General features: G+C 72.3%; 17 protein-coding genes and 1 tRNA gene. 8 read left to right on the top strand and 10 right to left on the bottom strand.

Going from position 1 to position 23,899, the window contains the following annotated elements:
* Positions 1 to 11: 11 nt before the first annotated feature.
* Positions 12 to 839, bottom strand: coding sequence for a carbon-nitrogen hydrolase family protein (locus ABD705_RS06550; protein ID WP_344781766.1), 828 nt, complete (start codon positions 837 to 839; stop codon positions 12 to 14).
* A gap of 106 nt (positions 840 to 945) precedes the next feature.
* Between ABD705_RS06550 and ABD705_RS06545 the strand changes: the two genes are divergently transcribed.
* Both ABD705_RS06545 and ABD705_RS06540 read left to right on the top strand, forming a co-directional pair.
* A complete protein-coding gene (locus tag ABD705_RS06545) occupies positions 946 to 1,299 on the top strand; it encodes a carboxymuconolactone decarboxylase family protein (protein WP_344781764.1) in 354 nt (117 codons plus the stop codon).
* An 11-nt stretch (positions 1,300 to 1,310) separates the two neighbouring features.
* Positions 1,311 to 1,844 (top strand): flavin reductase family protein, encoded by a 534-nt coding sequence (locus ABD705_RS06540; protein ID WP_344781762.1) that lies wholly within the window; start codon positions 1,311 to 1,313, stop codon positions 1,842 to 1,844.
* Positions 1,845 to 1,900: 56 nt separating this feature from the next.
* Here ABD705_RS06540 and ABD705_RS06535 read toward each other — a convergent pair.
* The 3 genes from ABD705_RS06535 to ABD705_RS06525 all read right to left on the bottom strand — a co-directional run bounded on the left by ABD705_RS06535 (position 1,901) and on the right by ABD705_RS06525 (position 6,095).
* A tRNA-Met gene (locus ABD705_RS06535) sits at positions 1,901 to 1,977 on the bottom strand.
* Between the two features lie 47 nt (positions 1,978 to 2,024).
* Positions 2,025 to 4,931, bottom strand: coding sequence for a UPF0182 family membrane protein (locus ABD705_RS06530; protein WP_344781760.1), 2,907 nt, complete (start codon positions 4,929 to 4,931; stop codon positions 2,025 to 2,027).
* A 42-nt stretch (positions 4,932 to 4,973) separates the two neighbouring features.
* A complete protein-coding gene (locus ABD705_RS06525) occupies positions 4,974 to 6,095 on the bottom strand; it encodes a YlbL family protein (protein ID WP_344781758.1) in 1,122 nt (373 codons plus the stop codon).
* A 126-nt stretch (positions 6,096 to 6,221) separates the two neighbouring features.
* Here ABD705_RS06525 and ABD705_RS06520 point away from each other — a divergent pair, with 126 nt between their 5' ends.
* Positions 6,222 to 7,640, top strand: a complete 1,419-nt coding sequence (locus tag ABD705_RS06520; RefSeq protein WP_344781756.1) for a zinc-dependent metalloprotease — start codon at positions 6,222 to 6,224, stop codon at positions 7,638 to 7,640.
* A gap of 757 nt (positions 7,641 to 8,397) precedes the next feature.
* Here the strand turns inward: ABD705_RS06520 and ABD705_RS06515 are convergent.
* Both ABD705_RS06515 and nudC read right to left on the bottom strand, forming a co-directional pair.
* Complete coding sequence (locus ABD705_RS06515; RefSeq protein WP_344781754.1) at positions 8,398 to 10,167, bottom strand: ATP-dependent helicase; 1,770 nt, start codon at positions 10,165 to 10,167, stop codon at positions 8,398 to 8,400.
* On the bottom strand, positions 10,164 to 11,090 hold the full coding sequence (gene nudC / locus ABD705_RS06510; RefSeq protein ID WP_344781752.1) for an NAD(+) diphosphatase: 927 nt from the start codon (positions 11,088 to 11,090) through the stop codon (positions 10,164 to 10,166). The genes ABD705_RS06515 and nudC overlap by 4 nt, the downstream gene beginning before the upstream one ends.
* A gap of 63 nt (positions 11,091 to 11,153) precedes the next feature.
* Here nudC and ABD705_RS06505 point away from each other — a divergent pair, with 63 nt between their 5' ends.
* The gene (locus ABD705_RS06505; protein ID WP_344781750.1) at positions 11,154 to 12,407 is read left to right on the top strand and encodes a phosphotransferase; all 1,254 of its coding nucleotides are present in this window, start codon (positions 11,154 to 11,156) and stop codon (positions 12,405 to 12,407) included.
* Between the two features lie 20 nt (positions 12,408 to 12,427).
* On the opposite strand, the gene ABD705_RS06500 is transcribed toward ABD705_RS06505, so the two are convergent.
* Positions 12,428 to 15,694: an ATP-dependent DNA helicase gene (locus ABD705_RS06500; protein WP_425562048.1), complete on the bottom strand. Its 3,267-nt coding sequence runs from the start codon at positions 15,692 to 15,694 to the stop codon at positions 12,428 to 12,430.
* The gene (locus ABD705_RS06495) at positions 15,691 to 18,804 is read right to left on the bottom strand and encodes a PD-(D/E)XK nuclease family protein (protein ID WP_344781746.1); all 3,114 of its coding nucleotides are present in this window, start codon (positions 18,802 to 18,804) and stop codon (positions 15,691 to 15,693) included. The genes ABD705_RS06500 and ABD705_RS06495 overlap by 4 nt, the downstream gene beginning before the upstream one ends.
* 154 nt (positions 18,805 to 18,958) lie before the next feature.
* On the opposite strand from ABD705_RS06495, the gene ABD705_RS06490 reads away from it, so the two are divergent.
* Positions 18,959 to 19,183 carry a DUF3107 domain-containing protein gene (locus tag ABD705_RS06490; protein WP_344781744.1) on the top strand — a complete coding sequence of 75 codons (225 nt, stop codon included), beginning with the start codon at positions 18,959 to 18,961 and terminating at the stop codon, positions 19,181 to 19,183.
* Positions 19,183 to 19,473, top strand: a complete 291-nt coding sequence (locus ABD705_RS06485) for a hypothetical protein (protein WP_344781742.1) — start codon at positions 19,183 to 19,185, stop codon at positions 19,471 to 19,473. The genes ABD705_RS06490 and ABD705_RS06485 overlap by 1 nt, the downstream gene beginning before the upstream one ends.
* A gap of 4 nt (positions 19,474 to 19,477) precedes the next feature.
* Here the strand turns inward: ABD705_RS06485 and ABD705_RS06480 are convergent, their stop codons facing one another.
* Complete coding sequence (locus ABD705_RS06480; RefSeq protein ID WP_344781740.1) at positions 19,478 to 20,191, bottom strand: ferritin-like fold-containing protein; 714 nt, start codon at positions 20,189 to 20,191, stop codon at positions 19,478 to 19,480.
* Between the two features lie 194 nt (positions 20,192 to 20,385).
* Here ABD705_RS06480 and ABD705_RS06475 point away from each other — a divergent pair, with 194 nt between their 5' ends.
* On the top strand, positions 20,386 to 21,903 hold the full coding sequence (locus ABD705_RS06475; RefSeq protein ID WP_344781738.1) for a DEAD/DEAH box helicase: 1,518 nt from the start codon (positions 20,386 to 20,388) through the stop codon (positions 21,901 to 21,903).
* A gap of 13 nt (positions 21,904 to 21,916) precedes the next feature.
* Here ABD705_RS06475 and ABD705_RS06470 read toward each other — a convergent pair whose 3' ends face one another.
* Positions 21,917 to 22,777 (bottom strand): PHP domain-containing protein, encoded by an 861-nt coding sequence (locus tag ABD705_RS06470; RefSeq protein ID WP_344781736.1) that lies wholly within the window; start codon positions 22,775 to 22,777, stop codon positions 21,917 to 21,919.
* A 60-nt stretch (positions 22,778 to 22,837) separates the two neighbouring features.
* Here ABD705_RS06470 and ABD705_RS06465 point away from each other — a divergent pair, with 60 nt between their 5' ends.
* Positions 22,838 to 23,869 (top strand): endonuclease/exonuclease/phosphatase family protein, encoded by a 1,032-nt coding sequence (locus tag ABD705_RS06465; protein WP_344781734.1) that lies wholly within the window; start codon positions 22,838 to 22,840, stop codon positions 23,867 to 23,869.
* The last annotated feature ends 30 nt before the right edge of the window (positions 23,870 to 23,899 follow it).

Here is a 23,899-nt window from a genome sequence, read left to right as displayed (position 1 = left end):
CCCGCGGGCGGCTACTCTCCCGCGACGACGCGGAACCGGCGCAGCTGCAGCGCCGGATTCAGCTCGCGCACGCGCCGGATCAGGTCCGGGTCCAGGTGCGCGAGGGCGACGTCGGTCGAGGTGCCGACGGACGCGATCACGACGCCCTGCGGGTCGACGACCATCGACTGGCCGACCCCCAGCGGCGGCGGGTGGTCGGCGCCGGCGACGAAGACGGTGTTCTCGATCGCACGGGCCTGGATGAGGGTGCGCCAATGGTGCTCTTTGACGGGCCCGCGCACCCACTGCGCCGGCACCAGCACGACGTCGGCACCGGCATCCACCAGCGTGCGCGTGACTTCGGGGAAGCGCAGGTCATAGCAGGTCTGCAGGCCGAACGTCAGGCCGTCGGCCGCGAACACCTCGGGCGGAGCCAGCGGTCCCGGCTCGATCCAGTCCGACTCGCGCTGGCCGAACGCGTCGTACAGGTGCAGCTTGCGGTACCGCGCGCGCACCCCGCCCGCGTCGACGGCAACGAGCGTGTTGTGCACCCGGCGGCCGTCGCTGCCGTGCTCGAGCAGCCCCGCGACGAGGTGGATGCCGTGCCGGGCGGCGAGCCGGGTCAGCGCGGCCGTGAACGGGCCGCCCACGTCCTGCGCGTGGGCAGCGAGCGACGCGTCGAACGGGTCGATGAAGGCGCTGGAGTATTCCGGGAACACCACCACGCGCGCACCGCGCGCCGTGGCGATGTCGGTCAGCCGGGTGATCTCGGCCAGGTTGGCATCGGCATCCGCCGTCGGCGCGAACTGCGCGACCGCGACGGCCACGGCTGGTGCGGCGAGGCCGGGTTCATCGGGCATGGGTCCATCCTCGCCCGGGCGGCGGCATCGGGCAACTGCGGCCGGGCGCATGCAGCGGGGCATACGCTGAGAATGACGGCCGGGACCGGCCGCAGAAAGGAATGCCATGAGCCACTCCCCGTACCCCGAGCGCACCGCCGAGTTCACCGCCCAGCGCGATTCACTCGTTCCCGAGACCGCCGCAGCGTTCAAGGCGTTCAGCAAGCAGGTGTTCTCCGCCGGATCGCTGGATGAGAAGACCAAGCAGCTGATCGCGGTCGCCGTGGCCCACACCACGCAGTGCCCCTACTGCATCGACGGTCACACCAAGCTCGCCTCCCGCAGGGGCGCCACGGACGAAGAGATCATGGAGGCCATCTGGGTCGCCGCCGAGATGCGCGCCGGCGGTGCCTATGCGCACTCGGTCGTCGCGCTGAACGCGCTGGCGTCCGAGCACGCGCGGCACGCACCCGTCGGCTGAGAAAGCCGCCGATGCCGTCTTCCGCCGAGCACCGGGAACACGTGCTGTCGGAGGCGCCGACGCAGGCGGATGCCGATGCCTACAAGCTGCGCTCCACCCTGGTCGCCAAGGGCGTCGGGGTGGTCACGGCGGTGGCGGGCCGGTGGGATCATGCCGTCACGGTGACCGACTTCCTGTCGGTGTCGTACGACCCGCCGACGATCGTGGTGAGCCTGTACGAGCTCAGCCGCATCGCCGACGCCGTGACCGATGCGGGCAGATTCGGCCTGAGCCTGCTCGCGACCGACCAGCGGCGCATCGCCGACTGGCTCGGCGAACAGGGTGCGCCGCTGCCCGGCCTGCTGGACCAGGTGCCGCATTTCCGGCGCCAGCCGGGCGCCCCGGCGCTGATCGAGGGCGCGCTGGCGTGGTTCGATCTGCGGGTCGTGGCCGTGCACACCGCCGCCACGCACCGGCTGGTGGTGGGCGAGGTCACCGCCATGAGCGAGAGCGTGCCCTGGGCGCTGCACCCGCTGGTGCGCTGGCGCTCGCAGTACGGGCCGTGAGGCACCGCCCGGATGCCTCGAAGGACCCGATCTCTGTCGAGATCGGGTCCTTCGTGTGGTTGCGGGGGCAGGATTTGAACCTACGACCTCTGGGTTATGAGCCCAGCGAGCTACCGAGCTGCTCCACCCCGCGGCACGTTGAAAAGCTTAGCATGCCGCGGGGGTGGGGCCGAATCCCGGCTACTTGTCGCCGGAGAGCTGCAGCAGCGTGTTCAGCGCCGCCGTCAGCTTCGCCTGCGCGGTGCCGTACGCCGCCCAGTCCTGGTTCTGCAGGGCGGTCTTGCTGGCATCCATCGCCTGCTTGGCCTCTTGCAGCGCGGCCTGGAACGCCACCGAGGTCGCCGGGTTGGTGCCGCCGGTCTGACTGCCCGGTGTCGACGTGCCCGAGGGATTCGGCGACGGCGATGTGGTCACATTCGTGTCACCCGTGGTCGCCCCCGAATCGCCGCCGAACAGCGAGTCCAGAGCCTGCGCGAGGGTGTCCTCGAACGCGATCTTGTTGCCGAACGCGACCAGCACCTTCTGCAGCGCCGGCAGCTGGGTCTGACCGGAGGACTGCACGAACACCGGCTGCACATAGAGCAGGCCGCCGCCGACCGGCAGGGTCAGCAGGTTCCCCGGCAGCACCTGGGACTGCCCCTGTTTCAGCAGGTTGATCAGCTGCGAGACACTGGGTTGCGCGTTGAAGTTGTTCTGCACCTGGCCGGGCCCGGGGATGGGCGTGCTCGCGCTGATCTCCAGCATCCGCAGCTGCCCGTAGTCCGGGGATTTCACGCCCGCCTTGTCGCCGGCGTTCGAGTCGACGGCGAGATACCCCATCAGCACGTTGCGCGAGTCGGCGCCGCTGGTCTCGGGGATGAAGCTCGTGAACATCGAGTACTGCGGCGCGTCCTGGCCGGGCATCTTCATCGTCAGGTAGTACGGCGGCTGCAGCCGGTCGGACTGCTGCGGGTCGTCCGGCGTCGCCCAGATGTTGTCGCCACGGTAGAACGAGTTCACGTCGGTGACGTGATAGATGTTCAGCACCGAGCGCTGCACCTTGAACAGGTCGGTCGGGTAGCGCACGTGGCTCATCAGCTCGCCGGACATCTGCGAGATCGGCTTGAGCGTGTTCGGGTAGATCTTCTGCCAGGTCTGCAGCACCGGATCGCTGGGATCCCAGGCGTACAGCGTCACGTGCCCGTCATAGGCGTCGACGGTGGCCTTGACCGAGTTGCGGATGTAGTTGATGTTGTCCAGCGCGAACGTCGGGGTCGGGTTCGAGGAGTCCGCGATCGCCCGCGACAGGCTCGTAGTGTGCGAGTACGGGTAGTCGGCGCTGGTCGTGTAGCCGTCCACGACCCACACGATGCGACCGTCGACCACGGTCGGGTAGGTGTCGTTGTCCAGCGTCAGGTACGGCGCCGCCTTCTGCACGCGCAGCGCCGGGTTGCGGTCGTAGAGGATCTGCGACTGCGGGTTCACGCTGTTGGAGAACAGGATCTGCTCGGACTGGAACTTCAGCGAATAGATGAGTCGGTTGAACCAGCTGCCGACGTTCGGGCCGCCGTTGCCGCTGAAGGTCGTCTTGACCTCTTCGGCGCCTTCCGTGCCCGACAGGTAGTCCAGCTCGATCGGCGTCGAGCCCTTGCCGCCGCCGACGATCGAGTACTGCGGCGAGTTCTCGCCGAAGTAGACGCGCGGCTGGAAGTTCTGATCTGACAGGAAGCCGGTGGCCGGGATACCGCGCTCCAGGAACACCGGCATCCCGTCGTCGGTGCGCGCATTGCCCTTGGCGATGACGACGCCGTAGCCGTGCGTGTAGATCAGCGCGGTGTTCTGCCAACTGGCATCCACGCCCAGGGCGCCGATGTTCAGCTCGCGCACCGAGACCACGGTGTCCTGCGACTGGCCGTCGATCTCGTACCGGTCCACATCCAGCGGGTTCTTGAAGCCGTAGTACGGCCGCACCTGCTCGAGCTGGCGCACGGTCGGGTTGATGATCGCCGGGTCCATGATGCGGATCTGCGCCGTCGTGGCGGCATCCGAGCGCAGCTGCCCCTTGGTCGCGTCGGTCTTGGCGGCGAACGGGATGTCGTCCATGCCGCTGATGCCATAGGCGGTCTTGGTCGCGTCCATGTTGCGCTGGTAATAGGCCTTCTGCAGGCTCAGCTCGTTCGGCTTGACCTGGACGACGTTGACCACCCACGGGTAGGCCATGCCGACCACGATCGCCGAGATGATCAGCAGCGCCGTGGCGATCAGCGGGTAGCGCCAGCGACCGATGAACGCCGTGATGAAGAACAGCACCGCCACGATGGCCGCGATGATCGCCAGGATCATCTGGCCGGGGATGACCGCGTTGACCTCGGTGTAGCCGGGGCCGGTGATCAGGCCGTTGTCGGCCACCAGCGTCTTGTACCGGTCCAGCCACAGGCTGGCGGCCTGCACGAGCAGGTAGAGTCCGGCCAGCGCCGCGAACTGGATGCGCGCGGCACGAGAGATGCGCATCTCGCGCTGTGCGATGCGCACCGAGCCGTACAGGTAGGCCACCACGGCCGTCACCAGCAGACTGATCAGCAGCACCGCCGAGGTGAAGCCGAGCACCGAGCTGTAGAACGGCATCGCGAACATGTAGAACCCGGTGTCCAGGTGGAACTGCGGGTCCTTCACCTGGGTGGGCACGCCGTTCAGCCACATCGCGGTGGTCTCCCACTGGGTGGATGCCGCGAACCCGGCGAAGAAGCCGAAGAAGGCCGGGATGCCCCACATCGCCAGCCGCCGCAGCGGCTCGACGACTTCCTGGTAGCGGTCCAGCTGCGAGCTCAGGCGCGCGTAGACCGGCCGCATCCGGTAGGCGAGCTGGATGCACAGCCAGACCGGCACGGCCATGCCGAGGAAGCCGATGGCGAACATCACCACGCGCGCCAACCACTGGGTGGTCAGCACCCCCTGGAAGCCCAGCTGGGTGTACCACAGCCAGTCGGCGTAGAGGTTGGCGAAGATGAAGAAGGCCACGACGAGCGCGGCGATGATCACCAGCGATATCGCTACGACGCGACGGGAGCGGTGCGGTGTGGCGGGTGCGGGGGCGGAGGTGGACGTCACCCCCTCATCCTAGGCAGGGGTTCACTGACCGTGTGCCACACGTCAGGGTGTGCAGACCGGCAGCGCGTTCAGATCGGTGCCGGTGCGGATGGCCGCCACCGCGTGCAGCGAGTCGTCCAGGGTCTTCACCGCGAACACGCGCAGACCCTGCGGGATGTGCCCGACGACCTCGTTGCAATTGGATGCCGGGGCCAGGAAGTACTGCGCGCCGGCCCGTCGTGCCCCGAACAGCTTCTGCCGGATCCCGCCGATCGGCCCGACCTCGCCGGCGGCGTCGATCGTTCCGGTCCCGGCGACCGTCGCGTCGCCGGCGAGGTTTCCCGGCGTGAGCGCGTCGATGATGCCCAGCGCGAACATCATGCCCGCCGAGGGACCGCCGACGTTGTTGAGCTGGATCTGCACGTCGATCGGAAAGTCGAAGTCGGTGATCAGCGTGACGCCGATCAACCAGGTGGCCGCCCCGTTCACCGTGGTGCGCTGGGGGGTGACCGAGACCGACTTCTGCACGCCCCCGCGGTCGATCACCAGTGCGACCGGTCCACCGGCGGCGTCGGCGATCACCGTGCGCAGCGTATCGGCGTCGTCGATCGCGGTGCCGTTGGCACGCACGATGACATCGCCCTTGCGCAGAATGCCGGCCGCCGCCGACCCGTCGATCAGCGAGTACACCGTGATCTTGGACACGACGTGGTAGCCGAGGTCGATGAGGGCGGCCGCGGTGGCCTCCTTCTGCGAGTCGACCATCATCGCGGTGGATTGCTGATCGCGCTCCTTCTGGCTCTGCCCGGCCGGGAAGGCCGCCGCCAGCGGCAGCACCGCCTGCGACCGGTCGAACCAGGCGGCGGCCAGCTGCACCCAGGACGGTGTGCGCGCCGGGCTGCCGACGGTCTGCACGGTCAGCAGGTCGAGCGTGCCGGTGGACGGGTAGCTGGTCGCGCCGTGCACCGTGATCAGCGGGGTCTGCCCGCCGGAGCCGTCCGGCGCCGCGCCCAGGGTGTTGAACACCGGACCGGGCTGCTGGATGACATAGGCGGTGGGCAGGAAGGTGAGCACCAGCAGCACCACGATCGCGAAGGTCAGGCACCAGCCGCCGACGGCCGCCCCGCGCCCCCGGCTGCCGCGCGGTGCCGGGCCGACCGTCACGTTCTCGTCGAACAGCGCCACATCCGACCTTCCGAAGTCCCTCGTTCGCGACCGGCGTACAGGCGCAGCGCCTCGGACCGGGGATCATCGTGATCCGTGCGACTAGCGTAGAACCACCGACCCACCCCCTGCTGAAAGACGGCTGAAGTGGCAGATGACGACCGCAATTCCGAGGATGACTTCGAGCAGCTGCTGCGCCAGCTGTTCGGCGGCGCCGGCGTTTCTCCTGACCCCGAGCAGCTCGAGCAGCTGCGGGCCCTGGGCGTGGATCCGGCCATGATGCAGAACATGATGGCCCAGCTGCACGCGGCGTTCAAGGACGCCCCCGAAGGCGGCATCTCGTGGGACCTCGCGAAGCGTCAGGCGCTGCACACCGCCAATCAGAGCGACCGCGGCGTCACCGGGGGCCAGCGCGGCGAGTTCGACCAGGCCTTCGCGCTGGCCACGCTCTGGCTCGGCGAAGTCACGGCGATCTCGGACCTGGCCGCCCCGGCGCAGGCGATCACGCGCGGCGGCTGGGTCGAGGCGACCCTGCCGGTGTGGCAGGAGCTGGCCGAGCCGGTCGCCACCAGCATTGCCGACGCGATGACCGAGGCGATGCGCAGCCAGGCGCCTGAAGAGATGCAGCAGCTCATCCAGGGTGCGGGCCGGGCGATGCGCACGATCGCCGGCAGCCTGTTCGCCACCCAGCTCGGACAGGTCATCGGGCAGCTGTCGCTGCAGGTGGTCTCGGGCGGGGATGTCGGCATTCCGATCATGCCGGCCGGGCAGGCGGCGATCCTGCCGCAGAACTTCGCCGACTTCGGCCGTGACCTGCAGGTGCCCGAAGACCAGCTCGCCCTGTACCTGGCCACCCGTGAGCTCGCGCACGCGCGCCTGTTCCGGCACGCGAAGTGGCTGCGCCTGCACGTGATCGCCCAGGTGTCCGGGTTCGCACGCGGCGTGCACGTGGACACCGACGCCCTGGCCGATCTCGCGTCGCGGTTCGACCCGGCCAACCCGGACGAGCTGCGCGAGGCGCTGCAGAGCGGCGCCCTGCTGCCCTCGCACAGCGAGGCGCAGACCGAGGCGCTCACCCGGCTGGAGAACCTGCTGGCCACGATCGAGGGATGGGTCGAGGTCGTCACCGCCGATGCCACCGCACGGCTGCCTTCGGCCGATCGGATCGCCGAGGCGGTGCGCCGCCGACGCGCGGTCGGCGGTCCCGCCGAGAAGGCGCTCGGTTCGCTGGTGGGCCTGGAGCTGCGCCCGCGCCGGATGCGCGAGGCGGCGGCGATGTGGCGCGCGGTCACCGAGGCCGTGGGGGTTGCCGGCCGCGACGGGCTGTGGGACTACCCCGACCTGATGCCGCAGGCATCCGACATCGACGATCCGTCCGCCCTGATCGAGCGGCTGCGGGCGCACTCTCGTGGCGAGGCCCCGGCGCGCGATGAGATGGATGACGCGCTGGACGCGCTGCTGCGCGGCGACCTGCCGCCGGCCCAGGGCGAAGACGGGCCGGATGCCATGAACGCGGACGACGCGGACCCGGGCCACGACGGCCCCGAGGGGCCGCGTCCGGTCTGAGCAGCCCGGCACGCGCGCATCGGCTCCTCCACAGGCGGCGGATCCGGCATCCGACGCAGCTGCCCTGTGGATAGTCGACATGCGCCGTGCGGGCGGGCCCACAATCGGAGCATGATCCTTCTCGACCCCGCATTTCCCCCCGTGTGGCGCTCCCCCGACCGACTGCAGTTCGGCGCAGACGGCGTGGCGTGCCTGGACGATCCCGCGCCGTGGCAGCAGCGCCTGGTGGGCGAGCTGCAGCGCGGCGTGCCCGACGCCGCGCTCGGACTGATCGCCGAAGCCCTCGGCGGCAGCGCGGCCGGCGCACGCGCTCTGGTCGATCGGCTGGCGGCGGTGCTGGCCACAGCGCCGGCACCCGCTCCCCCGACGGCGCACCTGCAGTCCGGTGCGAATGCGCCCGGCGGCACCGCACCGGGCATCGCCGCCGCGCTGCGCACCGCCGGGATCGACCTGGCGCAGAGCCCGGAGGCCGGTGCGGCCGTGGTGCTCGTCGGCTCGCACGTGATCGACCCGCGGCAGCTGACGGTGCTGATGCGCACCGACACGGCACACGTACCGGTGGTCTTCCATGCCGGCGCGGTGACCATCGGACCACTGGTGCGACCGGGCCGGACGCCGTGTCTGATGTGCGTCCAGGCCGAGCGGTGCGACACCGACCCCGCCTGGCCCGCCGTGGCCGCGCAGCTGCTGCAGCATCCGCTGCCGGCGCCGACGCCGGCGCTGGCCGCCGAGGCCGGACTGCTGGCGGCGCGCCTGCTCAGCGAGCCGGACGAGCCGGGCGCTCGGTCGTACGCGGTGACCGTGCACGCCGACTCGCCGCGCCGCTCGTGGCGGGAGCATCGACCGCACGCAGAGTGCGCGTGCCGATCTCCTGAAGAAATCGCGACGGCGCCCGCGGCGCCCGTCCCGCACCGCCGTGCGACCACGACAGCGACAGGCTTCGCGCGGAGCGCGTGATGCCGACATAGGCCAGCCGCCGCTCCTCGTCGACCTGCGCGGCCGTCGTGGCGTACGAGATCGGCAGCAGTCCCTCGGCCACGCCCACCAGGTGCACGTGATCCCACTCCAGCCCCTTGGCCGCGTGCAACGTGGCCAGCGTCACGGTGCGCATCGCCGGCTCGTGCTGGTCCTTCGCACGCGAGCGCAGCTCGTCGGTGAACGCGCGCAGCGACGTCTCGGCGGGGGCCTCCTCGGCCAGCCGCAGGATCGCCCGGCGCGCCTCCCACGCGTCGCGCACGGCACCGCCGGCCGGCGGCGGGTCGTCGGTCAGGCCGAGCGAGCGCAGCACATCGCGCACGGATGCGACCAGCCCGGCCGCCGGCAGCGGAGCCACCGACGCACCGCGCAGCGCGAGCACCGCCTGGCGCACCTCGGGCAGGTCGAAGAACCGCTTGCCGCCGAGCACGGTCGCGGCGATCTGCTGTTCGGCCAGAGCCTGCAGCAGCGGTGCGGACTGCGCGTGCGAGCGGTACAGCACCGCGATCGTCCGCGGGTCGACGCCGGCGCGCACCTGCGCGGCGACCGCGGCAGCCACCCCGCGCGCCTCGGCGGCGTCATCCGGATAGCCGGTCAGCTGCGGGAGCGCACCGGGTTCGGCGGAGCCGGCCGCGCTCAGCCGCAGCGCCCCGGGCCGGCCCTGCATCAGCCCGTTGGCGACATCCAGGATCGGCGGCGCCGACCGGTAGCTGGTCTCCAGCCGCACCACCCGGGCGTCCGGGAACCGGCGCGGGAAGTCCAGCAGGTATGACGCGTCGGCGCCGGCGAACGAGAAGATGGTCTGGCTCGCGTCGCCCACGACGCACAGGTCGCGCCGGTCGCCCAGCCACAGCCGCAGCAGCGCGAACTGCAGGGGCGAGACGTCCTGGAACTCGTCGACGGTGAAATGCCGGTACTGCTCCCGCACGGCCGCCGTCACCCGGGGCTCTGCCTCCAGCATCCCCGCGCATGCCAGCAGGACGTCTTCGAAGTCGAGCTGCCGGCGTTCGTCCTTGAGCTTCTCATACGCCCGCTGCAGGTCGATCAGCGCGTCCAGGTCCATCCCCGGCACGCCCTGCGGCCGCGCCGCGGGGTAGGCATCGATCGAGCGCATCGTGATCTTGCGCCACTCGATCTGCGCCGCGACATCGCGCAGGGTCGGGGTGTCCAGTCGCATCCCCAGCCCGTCGGCCGCATGCGCGAGCAGGCGCACCTTGTTGTCGACGATGGCCGGCGCGGTGTCCTTCGCGACGGTGGGCCAGAAGAAGTTCAGCTGCGCCAGTGCCGCCGCGTGGAAGGTGCGGGCGTGCACGCCCACCACGCCCAGGCGCCGCAGCCGCCCGCGCATCTCGCCGGCGGCCTTGGTCGTGAAGGTGACCGCCATCATCCGGCTGGGCGTGTACGCCCCGGTGTCCACGCCGTGCGCGATCCGGTGCGTGATGACCCGGGTCTTTCCGGTGCCGGCGCCGGCGAGCACGCAGACCGGTCCGCGCAGGGTGGTCGCCGCCTCGCGCTGGCGCTCGTCCAGACCCGCCAGTGCGTCCGCGCTCACGCCCGCTCCGCGTACCAGTCGGCGATCAGCCGGTAGGCGATGGATGCCGGCCCGGGCAGCAGCACCCGGTCGTCGTCGGCCCGGCCGTCCGCCCATCCACCGCGGTCCAGTGCCGCACCGATCTCGGCGCGGGTGAACCAGCGCACCGCGGCGATCTCGTCGCCGTCGGCGCGCGCCCGGTCGTCATCGAGCGCGCGCACCCGGAAGCCCAGCATCAGCGATCGCGGGTAGGGCCAGGCCTGGGACCCGCGGTAGCGAATGTCACCGGCGGCGATGCCCGACTCCTCGTGCAGCTCCCGCAGCACCGCCGATTCCAGCGACTCCCCGGCCTCGACGAAGCCGGCGAAGCACGAGTAGCGGTTCGCGCCCCAGAGGGCATTGGACCCCAGCAGCAGCCGGTCCGGCCGGCTCGCGCTCTCGACCGCGACGATGATGGCCGGGTCGGTGCGCGGGAAGTGCTCGCGCCTGCAGCTCGGGCAGCGGCGCGCCCAGCCCGCCGAGTGCCCCTGCAAGCGGGTGCCGCAGGCCGGGCAGAACGCCGCCTCGCGCAGCCAGCGGCCCAGGCTCACCGCGGTCACGAAGGCGTCGCCGTCCTGGGCGTCCAGCCCGCCGCCGATCGCCCGCAGCGGGCCCCAGCTCGCATCCGTGTCGCCGGCTTCGAAGGCGGCAGCCAGCAGGGCTGTGCCGTCGCCGGCGCGGCCGAGGAACATCCACTGCGCGCCGCGGGGCACTTCGGCGGGAGCGCGGTAGTGCAGTCGGCCATCGGCGCCGCACTGGGCGGCGTCGCCGCGGACCACCAGCACGCGGGTGGCGGCATCCGCGCGCAGCTTCTCGATCAGCTGCGGATCGGTGCGCTCGGTGGCGCTGCGGTCGAATCCGGAGTGCCCCAGGGCGGGGATCGGAGCCAGTGGATGTGCAGTCATCGATCCCTCCGTGCCGGGCGTGGCGAAGCCTTCCGTGGCCGGGCCCGACCTACTCTTGGGGGCATGGCACGCTCCCCACTCACTCTAGCGGCGACGGTGACATCGGCTCTGCCGCAGGCTTCGGTCGTGGGCGTGGCCGCACTCACCGAGCATGCGGCCGGGCGGTACGACACCGCGGTGGCGGACCTGGCCGACGGGTCTCGGGTGGTCGTGCGGGTCGCGACGGATCCGGATGCCGCCGCCGAGCTGGTCGCCGAGACCCACGCGCTGCGCGCGCTGACTTCGGGCGTGCGCTCGCTGCTGCCGTTCCGCGCGCCGGTGCTGCACGGCCAGACCGTCCTGGACGGGATGCCCGCCGTCGTGGTCAGCCACCTGGAGGGCTACCGGGTCGATGCCGCGCACGTGCCGGCCGGCCCCGGCGCCGCGACGTCGCTGGGCACGGCCATCGCCGCGGTGCACTCCCTGCCGGTGTCGGTCGCCCGCACGCAGCCGCTGCCGATCAGCACTCCCGAACAGGTGCGCTCGCAGCGCAGCCGTCTGCTGGACCGGGTCGCCGGCAGCGACCGCGTGCCGGTGTCGCTGCTGGCCCGCTGGAGCCGCGCGCTGGCCGAGGACCGGCTGTGGCGGTTCGAGCCCACCCTGACCCTGGGCGGCGTCGGCGCCGACGCGTTCCTGTTCCACGACATCGGCGACGAGCCGAGGGTGTCTGCGCTGCTGGACTGGCATGGTCTGCGGGTGGCCGATCCCGCCGAGGATCTGCGCTGGCTCTCGGCGGCGCCGGCGGCGGCCGACGACGTCGTCGACGCCTATCTGGCCGCCAGTGTGCGCACCCCCGACGCGGCGCTGCTGACCCGGGCACGGCTGTATGCCGAGCTGGAGTTCGCGAAGTGGCTCGTGCACGGGCACGACGAAGGCCGGGACGACATCGTCGACGACGCCGTCGCGCTGCTGACGACGCTCGCCGACACGGTCCTGGGGGACGACCTGCTGACCGAGGACGGCGTGGACGTCGAGGATGCGATCGCCCTGCTCGGGCGGGTGCCGGCGCCCCAGGGCGGCGCCACCTCGATGGAGACGGATGCGTTCGGCGCCGACGACACCGCGTTCTTCACCGACTCGGTCGCCGAGCCCACCGAGCCCGGCGAGCCGGGCCCGGACCAGACCGGTCCGGTCGGTGCCGGGCCGGATGACGATCCGGACGCCACTGCGCCGATCACGGCCTCGGACTGGGTGGGGCGCGGCGGTGACGCGGATGCCGTCGCCGACGCCGATCGGGCATCCGAGGCCGCGCTGCGCCGGTGGGCCACACCGCAGTAGGAGCAGCCGCGCTCGCGCGGTCAGCCGCGCAGGATCCGGTCGTGCGCGACGTAGTACAGCGTGACGTCGATCTGCTCCAGCGGTACGCCGTGCTTCTCGTGGTACGCACGCCGGTACAGCTCCAGCTGCAGCAGGCGCGACTCGCGCTCGGCGGCATCCCGCGGCGGCGCGCCGGTCTTCCAGTCCACGATCTCGATGCGCTCGCCGTGCCGATAGACGGCATCCAGCTTGCAGATCGCCAGATGCTCACGGTCATCCAGGCCCACGAATCGGAAGTCGATCTCGGTCTCGACCGCGATCGGCTGCCGATCCGCCCACTCCGACCTCTCGAACGCGGCCTTCAGCTCCTGCAGCGCCTGCTCGTCGGCGGCGGCGAGCCCGGCCGAGTCGTCCTCGTCCTCCCACAGCGGATCGTCCAGCCGACCGCTCGAGCCCACCAGCCCCGAGCGCCGCTCCACCCAGGCATGGAACAGCGTGCCCAGCCGGGTCTGCCGGTACGGCCGCTCCGGCATCGGCCGGGCGATCGATGCGAGGGTCCCGGTGTAATCGGCCACGAAGTCCTTGTAGCGCGAGGCGGGGATGCGCACCGGCGCCCGCCCGGCCGACGGCTGCTGCCGTGCCGCGCGCTCGGCCAGCAGCAGGGCGAGGTCGTCGTCCGGCTCGTCGCGCGGGGCCTCCTGCGCCGCGCGCACGGCGTCGGACGCTGCCTGCACGCGGCCGCGGCGCGCGCCGAGCGGATCCAGCGGCCACTGCAGCAGCCGGCGCCGGCCGGTGTACGGGTTCTCGCCGGGATCGGCATCGGGCAGCACGACGCCCAGCGCAGCCCCGATCTCGTGCAGGAACGGGCTCGGCCGGCGCGCCTTCAGGGTGCCGGCCCACGGTGACGCCGTCAGCAGCAGCGATTCGCGCGCCCGGGTGACGGCGACATAGGCGAGGCGCCGATCCTCGTCGATCTGCCGGTTCCGATTCGCGGCCACGAACGCCGCCAGCCCGTCGCGCAGGTCCTGCTGGGTCTGGGCGGTGCGCCAGCCGAACTGCGGCAGCCACGCGCGGTCGCCGCGGAAGGGGTACGGCAGCGCGCCGAACCGCAGCCAGCCGGCGGTGTCCCGGGCCGCGACCGGCAGCTCGTCCTCGACCATGCGGACCACGGCGACGGCATCCCATTCCAGGCCCTTGGAGCCGTGGATGGTCAACAGCTGCACGACGTCGTCCTCGGGCGGTTCGGTGCGCGGAGCGAACTCGTCGAGCTGTTCGGCGTGGTCCAGCCACGCCAGCAGGCTCGGCAGCGAGCCGCTCTCGTCGGCGGCCAGGAACGCGTGCACCTCATCGACGAACGCGCGCAGCTGGGCGGAGGCGATCCGTGCCGGCCCGCGCGCCTCGTTGGCCGCCAGTTCCACATCCAGCCGCAGCTCGAGCTCGATCAGCCGCACCAGTTCGGTGATCGGCAGCGCCGCGCTCTGCCGCAGCCCCGCGAACACCGCGCTCGCCTCGCGCAGCCGCGCCCGGGCGGCCGGCGTGAACGCGGCCAGCCAGCCGTGCTCGTCGTTGTGCCGCAGCACGAAGTCGAGCGCGTCCACCAGCGAGCTCTGCGACTGCCGGGCCGCCACCTCGGGCGGCAGTGGCTGCAGCGCCTCGTCGTGCCGGCTGATCCGCTGGGCGAGGCTGCCGAGCTCATGCAGGTCGGCCAGCCCGATCGCCCAGCGCGGCCCGGCCAGCAGCCGGATCAGGGCGGAGCCGGCGCCCGGGTCGGCGATCACCCGCAGCGCGCTGACGACGTCGGCGATCTCGGGGGTGGACAGCAGACCGCCCAGGCCCAGGATGCGGTGCGGCACGCCGCGGGCGGCCAGCGCATCCCCGAAGCGCACCATGTGCCTCTTGCTGCGGAACAGCACGGCACCGGTGGTGGTGCGCCCGCCGGCCGCACGCGCGGCGCGCACCCGGTCGAACCACTCCGCGACCGTCGCGGCCTCCTCGTCCAGATCGCCTCCGACGACGATGCGCACCTCGCCGTCGGGGGCGCCCGGCCGCGGTCGCAGCTGTCCCACCGGAACCGGGGCCGTGGCCGCCAGCGGCGCCAGCACCGCCGTCGCGGCATCCAGCACCCGCGTGCTGTTGCGCCAGCTGGTCATCAGCGCGTACCGACCGCACGTCGTGGTGGTGGAGAACGCCGCCGCGAAGCCGCCGAGGTTGCCGGCACTGGCGCCGCGCCAGCCGTAGATCGCCTGGTGCGGATCGCCCACGGCCATGACGGCGCCGTCGGCGAACAGCGCCGCCAGCAGCTCGGTCTGCACGACCGAGGTGTCCTGGTACTCGTCCAGCAGCACGACGCGGTAGCGCTGCCCGATCTCGGCGGCCACCGACGGGTGCGCGCGCACGATCTGGCAGGCGCCGGCGACCTGGTCGGCGAAGTCGAGCACACCCAGCCGCAGCTTCTGCGCGTGGTATGCCCGGGCGAGGTCGACCAGCAGCTCGAGCGCGCCGACGTCGGTCAGCGCCTTGCGCACCGGCGCGTACATCGTGACGCTCGCCCGCTCCGACGGCAGGTCGTACAGCGGCTGCAGACGCTGTGGGAAGGCGGCCAGCTCGTCGAGGTCGACGAGGTTGTCGACGCTGTCACGGGCGATGGCCAAGGCGGCGTCGATGATGGTGCTCGCGGCCCGTCCGGTCTGCTCCAGCCGCTCGTCGTCGCTGGCGAACACGATCCGGCGCATCAGCAGCCAGGCCGCCGATTCGCTCATCACGACGGCCTCGGCGTCCCGCCCGATGCGCACCGCGTTCTCGCGGACGATGGCGTCGGCGAAGCTGTTGTAGGTGGCCACGGTCGGCCGGTGCAGCAGCGACTGGTCATCGGGCGCCTGCGGCTGTGCGCCGGTGCGAGCAGCAAGGCTCGCGAGCAGTTCGCGGCGCGCACGCTCGGCGCCGCCGGCGCGCTCCAGTTCACCGAAGCGCTCCAGCGCTCCGTCGGCGTGGAGCGCGGGCAGCTGCGGCAGCAGTCCGAGCCGCTCGAACTCGCCCAGCCGGGCCAGGCGCAGCTGGATGCGCTCGGCCAGCTCGCCGGCCGCCTTGCGGGTGAAGGTCAGGCCCAGCACTTCGTCCCGGCCGACGATGCCGTTGGCCACCAGCCACACCACCCGTGCGGCCATCGTCTCGGTCTTGCCGCTGCCGGCCCCGGCGACCACCAGGGCCGGGGCGAGCGGGGCGGCGATGACCTGGGCCTGTTCGGCCGTCGGCGGAAACTGGCCCAGCGCCGCCGCGATGACCTCGGGAGCCAGCGATCCGGCGATCACGACGCGCTCACCGCCCCGATCGTGTGGATCCGGCACAGCCCGTAGCTGTGGTCGGCACGACAGTGCTCCTCGTACGGCGCGCTGAACGTGTCGGCGCGCATCACGTCCACCGCGGCGCGGATGCGTCCCAGGAACGCGGTGCGGCTCTCCTGGTCGAACGGGGGCTGCCAGGGCTCGGCGTAGTCGCGGGTCTTCGCATCGCCGCGCAGCACCAGCAGCTTCGCCCCGCCCGGCGCGAAGCCGTCGGCACCGGCGATCGCACCGGACTCGAAGGCGAGCTGGTAGGCGGCCAGCTGCGGGTTCGCGCGCACCCCGGCGTCGGTCTTCGGCTCGTTCTTGCCGGTCTTCAGGTCCACGATCACGACCCGCCCGTCGGCCGTCAGCTCGACGCGATCGATGTAGCCGCTGAGGATCGCGCCGTGCGGGGCATCCGCGTCGATCGGGATCGGCACCTCGAAGTGCCCCTCGGCATCCAGCAGCCGCCCACCGGCGTCGTCGAACCGGCGCAGGTAGAGATGCAGCCGGCGCACCAGATCGCGCGCCTGCCGCTGCGCGGCATGGTCGAGCCATGGGGCATCGAAGGCCAGCTCGCCCCACCGCTCGTGCACGTATGTCCACAGCGCCTGCTCATCACCGCCGGTGGCATTCTCCAGCGCCGCGTGGATGATGGTGCCCAGGCCCGCCGTGCTGCCGCCGGAGTCGGCGCCCAGGTCGCCGAGCACCCAGTTCAGCTGGCAGGTCTCCAGCGCCTCCAGGCGTGACGGCGAGACGCGCACGGCCTCGCGCCGCAGGTCGCGCAGCGGGGCCGACGAGGTGGGCCCGGCCACGCCGTACCACTGCTCGGTGTCGGCACCGGCGACGCCCGCGTCGGCCAGCAGCGCCAGCTGCCGCGCCGCTCGCCCGCGCACGGCCTCGGGGCGCGGGCGCGGGTCGGTGAGGGTGCGCCGATGCAGCGCCACGAGCCCCCGCAGCGACAGCGGATGCTCGGCCAGCGCGCCGGGCGGCGTCGGGTCGGGCAGGAACTCGAACAGCACGCTGGGTCCGGTGTCATCGTCGTCGACCGCCGTCACGATCAGCGCGGTGCGTGCCCGGGACGCCGCCCGGACGAACAGCCGCAGCTCGTCGTGCAGCGCGTCGCGTCGCCGGTCGATCGCCTCCGGCGCCGAGGCGCCATCGTGATCGTGCCCCGCGACCTGGGCCAGCCGCCAGGTGTCCAGCAGGCTGCCGCGCAGCCGGGTGTTGGGCCAGACGCCGTCCTGCACGCCCGCGATGATCACCGTGTCGTACTCGGCGCCCAGCGCTCCGGCCGGGGTGAGCACGGCGACCGCGCCGCCGGCCGCGGATGCGTCGAGCCGGTCTTCGGCGACGTCGCTGTGCGCGATGGAGCGCACGAACGCCATCGGGTTGCCGGATGCCGCATCCCGCCGCTCGCCGTACCGCTTGGCGGCCTGGAACAGCGCCACGACGGCGTCCAGGTCGCGGCCGGCCTGCTCGGCCAGCGGACCGCTGCCCCGGGCCGCCTGCGCCCACGCGCGCTCCAGCCCCGACCCGCTCCACACCGTCCAGAGCAGCTCGTGCGCCGTGGCGCCGTCTGCAAGCGCCGTGCGCACCTGGTCGGCGCAGCGGGCCACCCGCGCCGCGCGGCGTGCCTCTCGGGTGTCGACCAGATCGAACTCCACGGCGTGCTCCAGGCCCGATCGCAGCAGCTCCCCCGCCGACCGGTCGCCCCCGCCGCGCAGCTCTGCATGGCGCAGTGCGGTGCGCAGCCGGCGCAGCTGCACCGGATCGAGCCCGCCCACCACACCGGAAAGCGCCTGCTCGACCAGCTCTGCGGTCCACTCCTCGGCCGGGGTCGCGGCCAGCTCGATCACGCGCAGCAGGTCGGCCACCGGGCGCAGCCCGCCCAGTGCCCGGCCGGGCCCGCTGGCGCGCGACGGCACCTCGCGCGCGGCCAGCTCGACCTCCAGTGCGGCGACCTGGCGAGTGTCGTGCGCGATGACCGCGCACTGGTCCCAGGCGATCCCATCCCGCACGTGCCGTTCGCGCAGCAGCCGGGCGATGACGTCGTACTCCTCCGCCTGCGAGCGCATCACCAGGGCGCGCACCGAGCCGTCCGCCGCGGCGCCCATGGGCGCCCGCCGGTGCGCGACGACCCCGGCTGCGCCGATGTGGGCGGTGACGGCGCGGGTCAGATCCACCATGGCCGGGCTCGACCGATGCGGCGTGGCCAGCACGTGCACCGGTCCGAGCGCCGCGGCCAGGCGCGCGAAGTTGTGCGGCGTCGCGCCGCGGAAGGCGCCGGCGCCGACATCCGGGTCGCCGAACGCGAGCACCGGCAGCCCGCGCTGCCGGCACGCCAGGCACAGTTCGACACCGCCCAGCGTGAGCTCCTGCGCGTCGTCGACGAGGACGGCGCGGATCCGGCCGACAGAGCCCAGCACCGCATCCTGTGCCGTGCGCAGCAGGCCCACGGCCTCGCGCACCAGGCCCGCTGCGTCGCGGTGCGCGCCCCGCATGTCGGCGCGCACCTGCAGGTACTCGGCGAAGAACGACGCCATCGCCGTCCAGGACGCCACCCCGAAGCGCTCGGCGAGGGTGCGCAGCCGGGCCGGCTCGACGCCCTGCGTGATGCATTCGGCCAGAAACGCCCGCACCTCGCTGCGGAATCCGCGGGTGCCGCGGATCTCGGCGCCCAGCTCCGCCGGCCAGCGGCCGGCGCCGGATGCCTCGTCCTCGGCGTCGCCGGAGAGCAGATCCTGGATCAGCTGATCTTCGTCGCCGCCGGTCAGCAGCTGCGGCGGCTCGCCGCCGGCGTGCACTTCGGCGCCGCGCACCAGCCGGAACGCGAACGAGGCGATCGAGTGCGCGAGGGCCCCCGAGGTCGCACCGCCCACGGCCAGGCCCAGCCGGTCGCGCAGCACCGTGGCCGTCTGGCGGCTCGGCGTGAGCACGAGCACCTCGTCGGGGGCCAGACCCGCGGCCACGAGCGCCTGCATCCGTGCGATCAGCGCCGTGGTCTTGCCGGTGCCGGGTGCGCCGACCACCGTGCCGACGGCGGCGGCGGGCAGGCTGACGACGGCGCGCTGCTGCAGGTCGAGGGTGTGGTCCATCCCTGCCCACGCTAGCGGGCGGCCCCGACATGGCGGTCCCGCCGGGCGCCGGCCCGCGTTCGCCGAGAGCGTGCACGCGGCGCGGCCGGGGCCCGATGACCGTGTCGTAGAGTTGCCAGTGCCCCCAGACGTGCATGCAGAAAGGCTGTGATCCGTGGAGATCCGCATCGGTATCGTCAACACCGGACGTGAGCTGAACTTCGAGACCGGCGATTCCGTCGACGCCGCGCGAGAGCAGGTCACGGCGGCGCTGGAGTCATCGGCCACCCATGTGACGTTCCGGGACACCAAGGGCAACACCTTCATCGTTCCGACGGCGAACCTCGCCTACATCGAGCTGGGCACGGAGGACGTGCGCCGCGTCGGGTTCGTGGCCTGATGCAGATCGTCCTCGCCCTCATCTACGGGGCGGCGATCGGCGCGCTCGCGCACTACACGATGCCCGGCAAGGACACCCGTGGCTCCGCGCTGACGCCGATGCTGGGCGCCGTGGTCGGTGGCGCGGTGTGGACGATCCTCACGTGGGTCGGCATGCACCCCGGTGACGCATGGCTGTGGCTGCTCGGACTGATCGTGCCCGCTGCGGCGGTCTTCGGCGGTCTGGCCGTCATCACCCGGATGCGCATCGTGCACGACCGGCGCGAGCGGGAGCGCCTGAACATCGCCTGAGGGCTCAGGCGGTGAACCCGATCGCGCCCATCCGGCGCGAATGGGCCGCCAGCAGTTCGGTGAACACCGGCTCCATCTGCTCTTCCTCGGCGACGTCCAGGATGTGCTCGCGCAGCGCGCCGCGCGCGATCAGCAACGTGTCGCCGACCAGGCGCCGACCCCACATCGCCAGCAGCGAGTGCAGTTCCGGGTCGAGGGTCATCGCCTGCGCGATCAGCGTGACGATGGCCTGCCGGTCGTCGTCGGACTGCAGGATGCGCGCGACCCGCGCGCCGATCTCGCCGTAGCTGCCCGACAGCGCATCGTAGAAGTCATCCAGCATCCCGGCGGTGATGTGCACCGCGAGCATGGTCTCCTGCGGACGCCGGCCACGCGTGGCCACGCGGAACGCGTCCAGCGGCTCGCGGAAGGGCAGCATCAGCGCGGTCGGATCGTCGCCGCGCTCCCGGATCAGCGCCACGATCTCCTGGTGCTTGGTCAGCGCGGCGCCGGCGGCGCGCGAGAGCGCCTCCTTGTGCGCGAGCTCGGGGGTCGTGGCGATCAGCTCGCCGAGCGTCTCGAAGTAGCCGAGCTGCAGGTAGGCCGCCTGCCCGAGGAAGGTGTCCACGTCCGGCGCCAGCGCTTCGAAGGCGACGCGCGTGGCGTCGCCGAACTCCCCGCGAGAGCGCAGCCGCAGCGTGCGCTCCGCGGGTCTGCGGCGCTTGATCCACCCGAACACGACTCCAGCCTACGGGCCCGCACCGCCCGCGCCGCGCGGCGCCCGGTGGCGCGATCGGCCGCTCCAGTAGGATCGAATGCGTCCCGGCGTTGGAACGGGGCCCCGCGCCTGCGATAGACCTGCAAGAGATGAGAGGGCGTGGACGTTCATCCGGTGGCCTGAGGGCCGCCCTCATTAAGACAGGCACACATATCGTGACGACATTCGCCGAGCTCGGCGTGGATCAGGACATCATCGACACGCTGGCCGCACGCGGCATCGTTGATTCCTTCCCCATCCAAGAGCAGACCATCCCTCTGAGCATGCCCGGCCAGGACATCATCGGCCAGGCCAAGACGGGCACCGGCAAGACCTTCGGCTTCGGCATCCCGCTCGTGCAGCGGCTGGGCCCGTTCCCCGGACCGGGGGTACAGGCCCTGGTGGTCGTGCCCACCCGCGAGCTGGCCGTGCAGGTGTACGAAGACATCGACATGCTCACCACCGGCCGCCCCACGTCGGTGGTCGCCATCTACGGCGGCAAGGCCTATGAAGGGCAGATTGAGCAGCTGCGCGCGGGGGCGCAGATCGTCGTGGGCACTCCCGGGCGGCTGATCGACCTCGCCGGCCAGCGGCTGCTGGACCTGTCCAACGCCCACGAGGTGGTGCTGGACGAGGCCGACAAGATGCTCGACCTGGGGTTCCTGCCCGACATCGAGAAGATCTTCCAGAAGGTGCCGGAGGTGCGGCACACGCAGCTGTTCTCGGCCACCATGCCCGGTCCGATCGTGGCGCTGGCCCGCCGGTTCATGTCCAACCCGATCCACATCCGCGCGTCCGACCCGGACGAGGGGTTGGCGCAGGCGAACATCCACCACATGGTCTACCGCGCGCACTCGCTGGACAAGGACGAGATCATCGCCCGCATCCTGCAGGCCCGCGGCCGGGGCAAGACCGTCGTGTTCACCCGCACCAAGCGTGCGGCGCAGAAGCTCGTGGACGAGCTGAGCGACCGCGGGTTCAATGCCGTCGCCGTGCACGGGGACATGAGCCAGGAGGCGCGCGAGCGCTCGATGGCGGCGTTCAAGTCCGGCAAGCGCGACGTGCTGATCGCCACCGAGGTGGCCGCCCGCGGCATCGACGTGGACGACGTCACGCACGTGATCAACCACACCGTCCCCGACGACGAGAAGGCCTACCTGCACCGGGTCGGCCGCACCGGCCGGGCGGGCAAGACCGGCATCGCCGTCACCTTCGTGGACTGGGAGGACCTGCACAAGTGGGCCCTGATCAACCGCGCGCTCGACCTCGGCCAGCCCGAGCCGAAGGAGACCTACTCCTCCAGCCCGCACCTGTATGAGGAGCTCGACATCCCGGAGGGCACCAAGGGCCGCATCGCGACCGCGCCGAAGACCCAGACGGTGCGGACGCCCCGGATGCACCGACCGGGCAGTGCGGTCGATGCCGCCGCCGAGGGCGAAGGCGGCACCAAGCGCCGTCGCCGCCGGCGCCGCGCCGACGAGGCGGGCACCGTGGGCGCCAGCTTCGCGCCGGATGCCGCCGCCGACGAGTCCGAGCCCGAGGGCGGCACCCCGTCCGCGCCCGAGGCCGAGGCCGAGGGTATCGGAACCCATGACGGCAGCGGCCGTGAGCACCGCGACGGCAAGCCCGCCGCAGCGCGCCGGCGCCGTCGCCGTCGTCGTTCGGGCACCGGCTCGCCGACGCCCGGCGCCTGATCGGCGCCGGGATCTAGGGGTACACCGGGGCGGCACCTCTCGCGCGGTCGATGATCCGCGCGACCATGTCGTCGCTCGTGGTGTGCTCCCCTGGCACGTTGGGCTTGCCGGCGCCGTGATAGTCGCTCGAGCCGGTCACGATCAGCTCGCGCTCCCGGCTCAGCCGCCGCAGCTCGCTGACGCCGGGCTCGCGGTTCTCACGGTGGTCGAGTTCGAATCCCGCCAGGCCCGCAGCCAGCATCTCCGCCAGCAGCGCCCAGGGCAGGACACCTGCCCGGCCGGCGGGATGCGCGATGATCGGCACTCCACCCGCCCCGGCGATCAAGGCCACGGCGGTGACCGGGTCGGGCGCGAACAGCGTGACGTAATAGGGCCCGTGCGGGCTGAGGATGTCGGTGAACGCCGCCGTCCGGTCGGGCACATGCCCACGCGCCACCAGGGCGTCGGCGATGTGGGGCCGACCGATCGTGGCGCCGTCGGCGGTCTGCGCCGCGACGTCGTCCCAGCTCAGCGGGTAGTCCCGAGAGATGCGGTCGACCATGGTGCGCACCCGTTGTGTCCGGGCGCTGCGCACCCGGTCGGTCATCCCGCGCAGCGCCGCGTCGTCCGGATCGAACAGGTAGGCCAGCACGTGCACGCTGCGCCCCCGGTATCGCGACGACATCTCCATCCCCGGCAGGAATGTCATCTGCAGCGACCCTGCCGCCGCCGCCGCCTCGGCCCACCCGGAGGTGGTGTCGTGGTCGGTCAGCGCCACCGTGCGCAGGCCGTGCTCGTGCGCGGCGCCGATCACGCCCGCCGGCGGCTGCGTCCCATCGGAGTGGTCCGAGTGCAGGTGCAGGTCGCTCGGGCCGGTGAAGATGTGGTGCGCCATGCACTGACAGTAGCGCGCCGCGTGCGCCGATCTCTCAGCCTGCTGACCTAGAGTCGCATCGTGCTTCGCCTCTTCGGGACCCTGGTGACGGTGCTGTGCGCGATCGCGGTGGCCATCCTCACTTGGCCGCAATTCTTCCGGGTCGAACGGGTCTGGCCGATCGCCCAGATCGTGTCCTTCCGGGGCATCCTGGTCGTCTGCTTCGCCGCCGCCTTCGTGCTGATGCTGCTGTTGATGCTGATCCGCCCGATCCGCCCCCTCACGGCATCCCTGGCCGTGATAGCCCTGGTCGGCGCCGCCGCCGGCGGCGTGATCGTGTTCAGCCGGGGCCTGGGCACCGACGCGCTGCCGGCCAAGGCCGCGGCAAGCCTGCGGGTGATGACCTGGAACACGGAGGGCGCGGCGACGTCGCCGGAGACGATCGCACGCACCGCGGTGGCGATGGACGCCGACATCGTGACGCTGCCGGAGACCACGATCGACACCGGCGCGAAGGTCGCGGTCGCGATGCGCGGGCTCGGCCACCCGATGTGGGCCTATCACACCCAGTACGGCGCGCACGGCTGGGATGCCAGTTCCACGACGATGCTCATCTCGCCCGACCTGGGCACCTACTCGGTCATCGAGTCCTCCGCCGACGGCAGCAGCAACACCTCGACGGTCCCCTCGGCGGTGGCGATGCCCACCGACGGCAAGGGGCCGATCATCGTCGCGGCGCATGCCGTCGCCCCGCGGCAGGACTACATGGCCGCGTGGAAGCACGACCTGCAGTGGATCGCCGATCAGTGCTCGGCCGGCAACGTGATCCTCGCCGGCGACTTCAACGCGACCGTCGACCACATGGGCGGCTTCGGCGTGGACGGCGGCCTGATGGGGCGCTGCCGCGACGCCGGTGACGCCACCGGAACCGGTGGCGTCGGCACCTGGCCCACCGCGATGCCGGCCCTGGCCGGTGCGCCGATCGACCACGTGATGGCCACCCCGGACTGGACGGTGACCGGATCCGTGGTGCTCACCTCGCTGGACGGCAGCGGCAGCGACCACCGCCCGCTGATCGTGCAGCTGGACCCGACCGGCGGCGGCGCGAAGTAGCCGCCCCGGGCGCGGCACCACCGCGCGTGC

Source organism: Microbacterium kribbense (genome assembly GCF_039537285.1).
GTDB classification, from domain to species: domain Bacteria; phylum Actinomycetota; class Actinomycetes; order Actinomycetales; family Microbacteriaceae; genus Microbacterium; species Microbacterium kribbense.
Note: the sequence above shows the minus strand (reverse complement) of the source record. Positions and strands in the feature narration are given on the sequence as shown.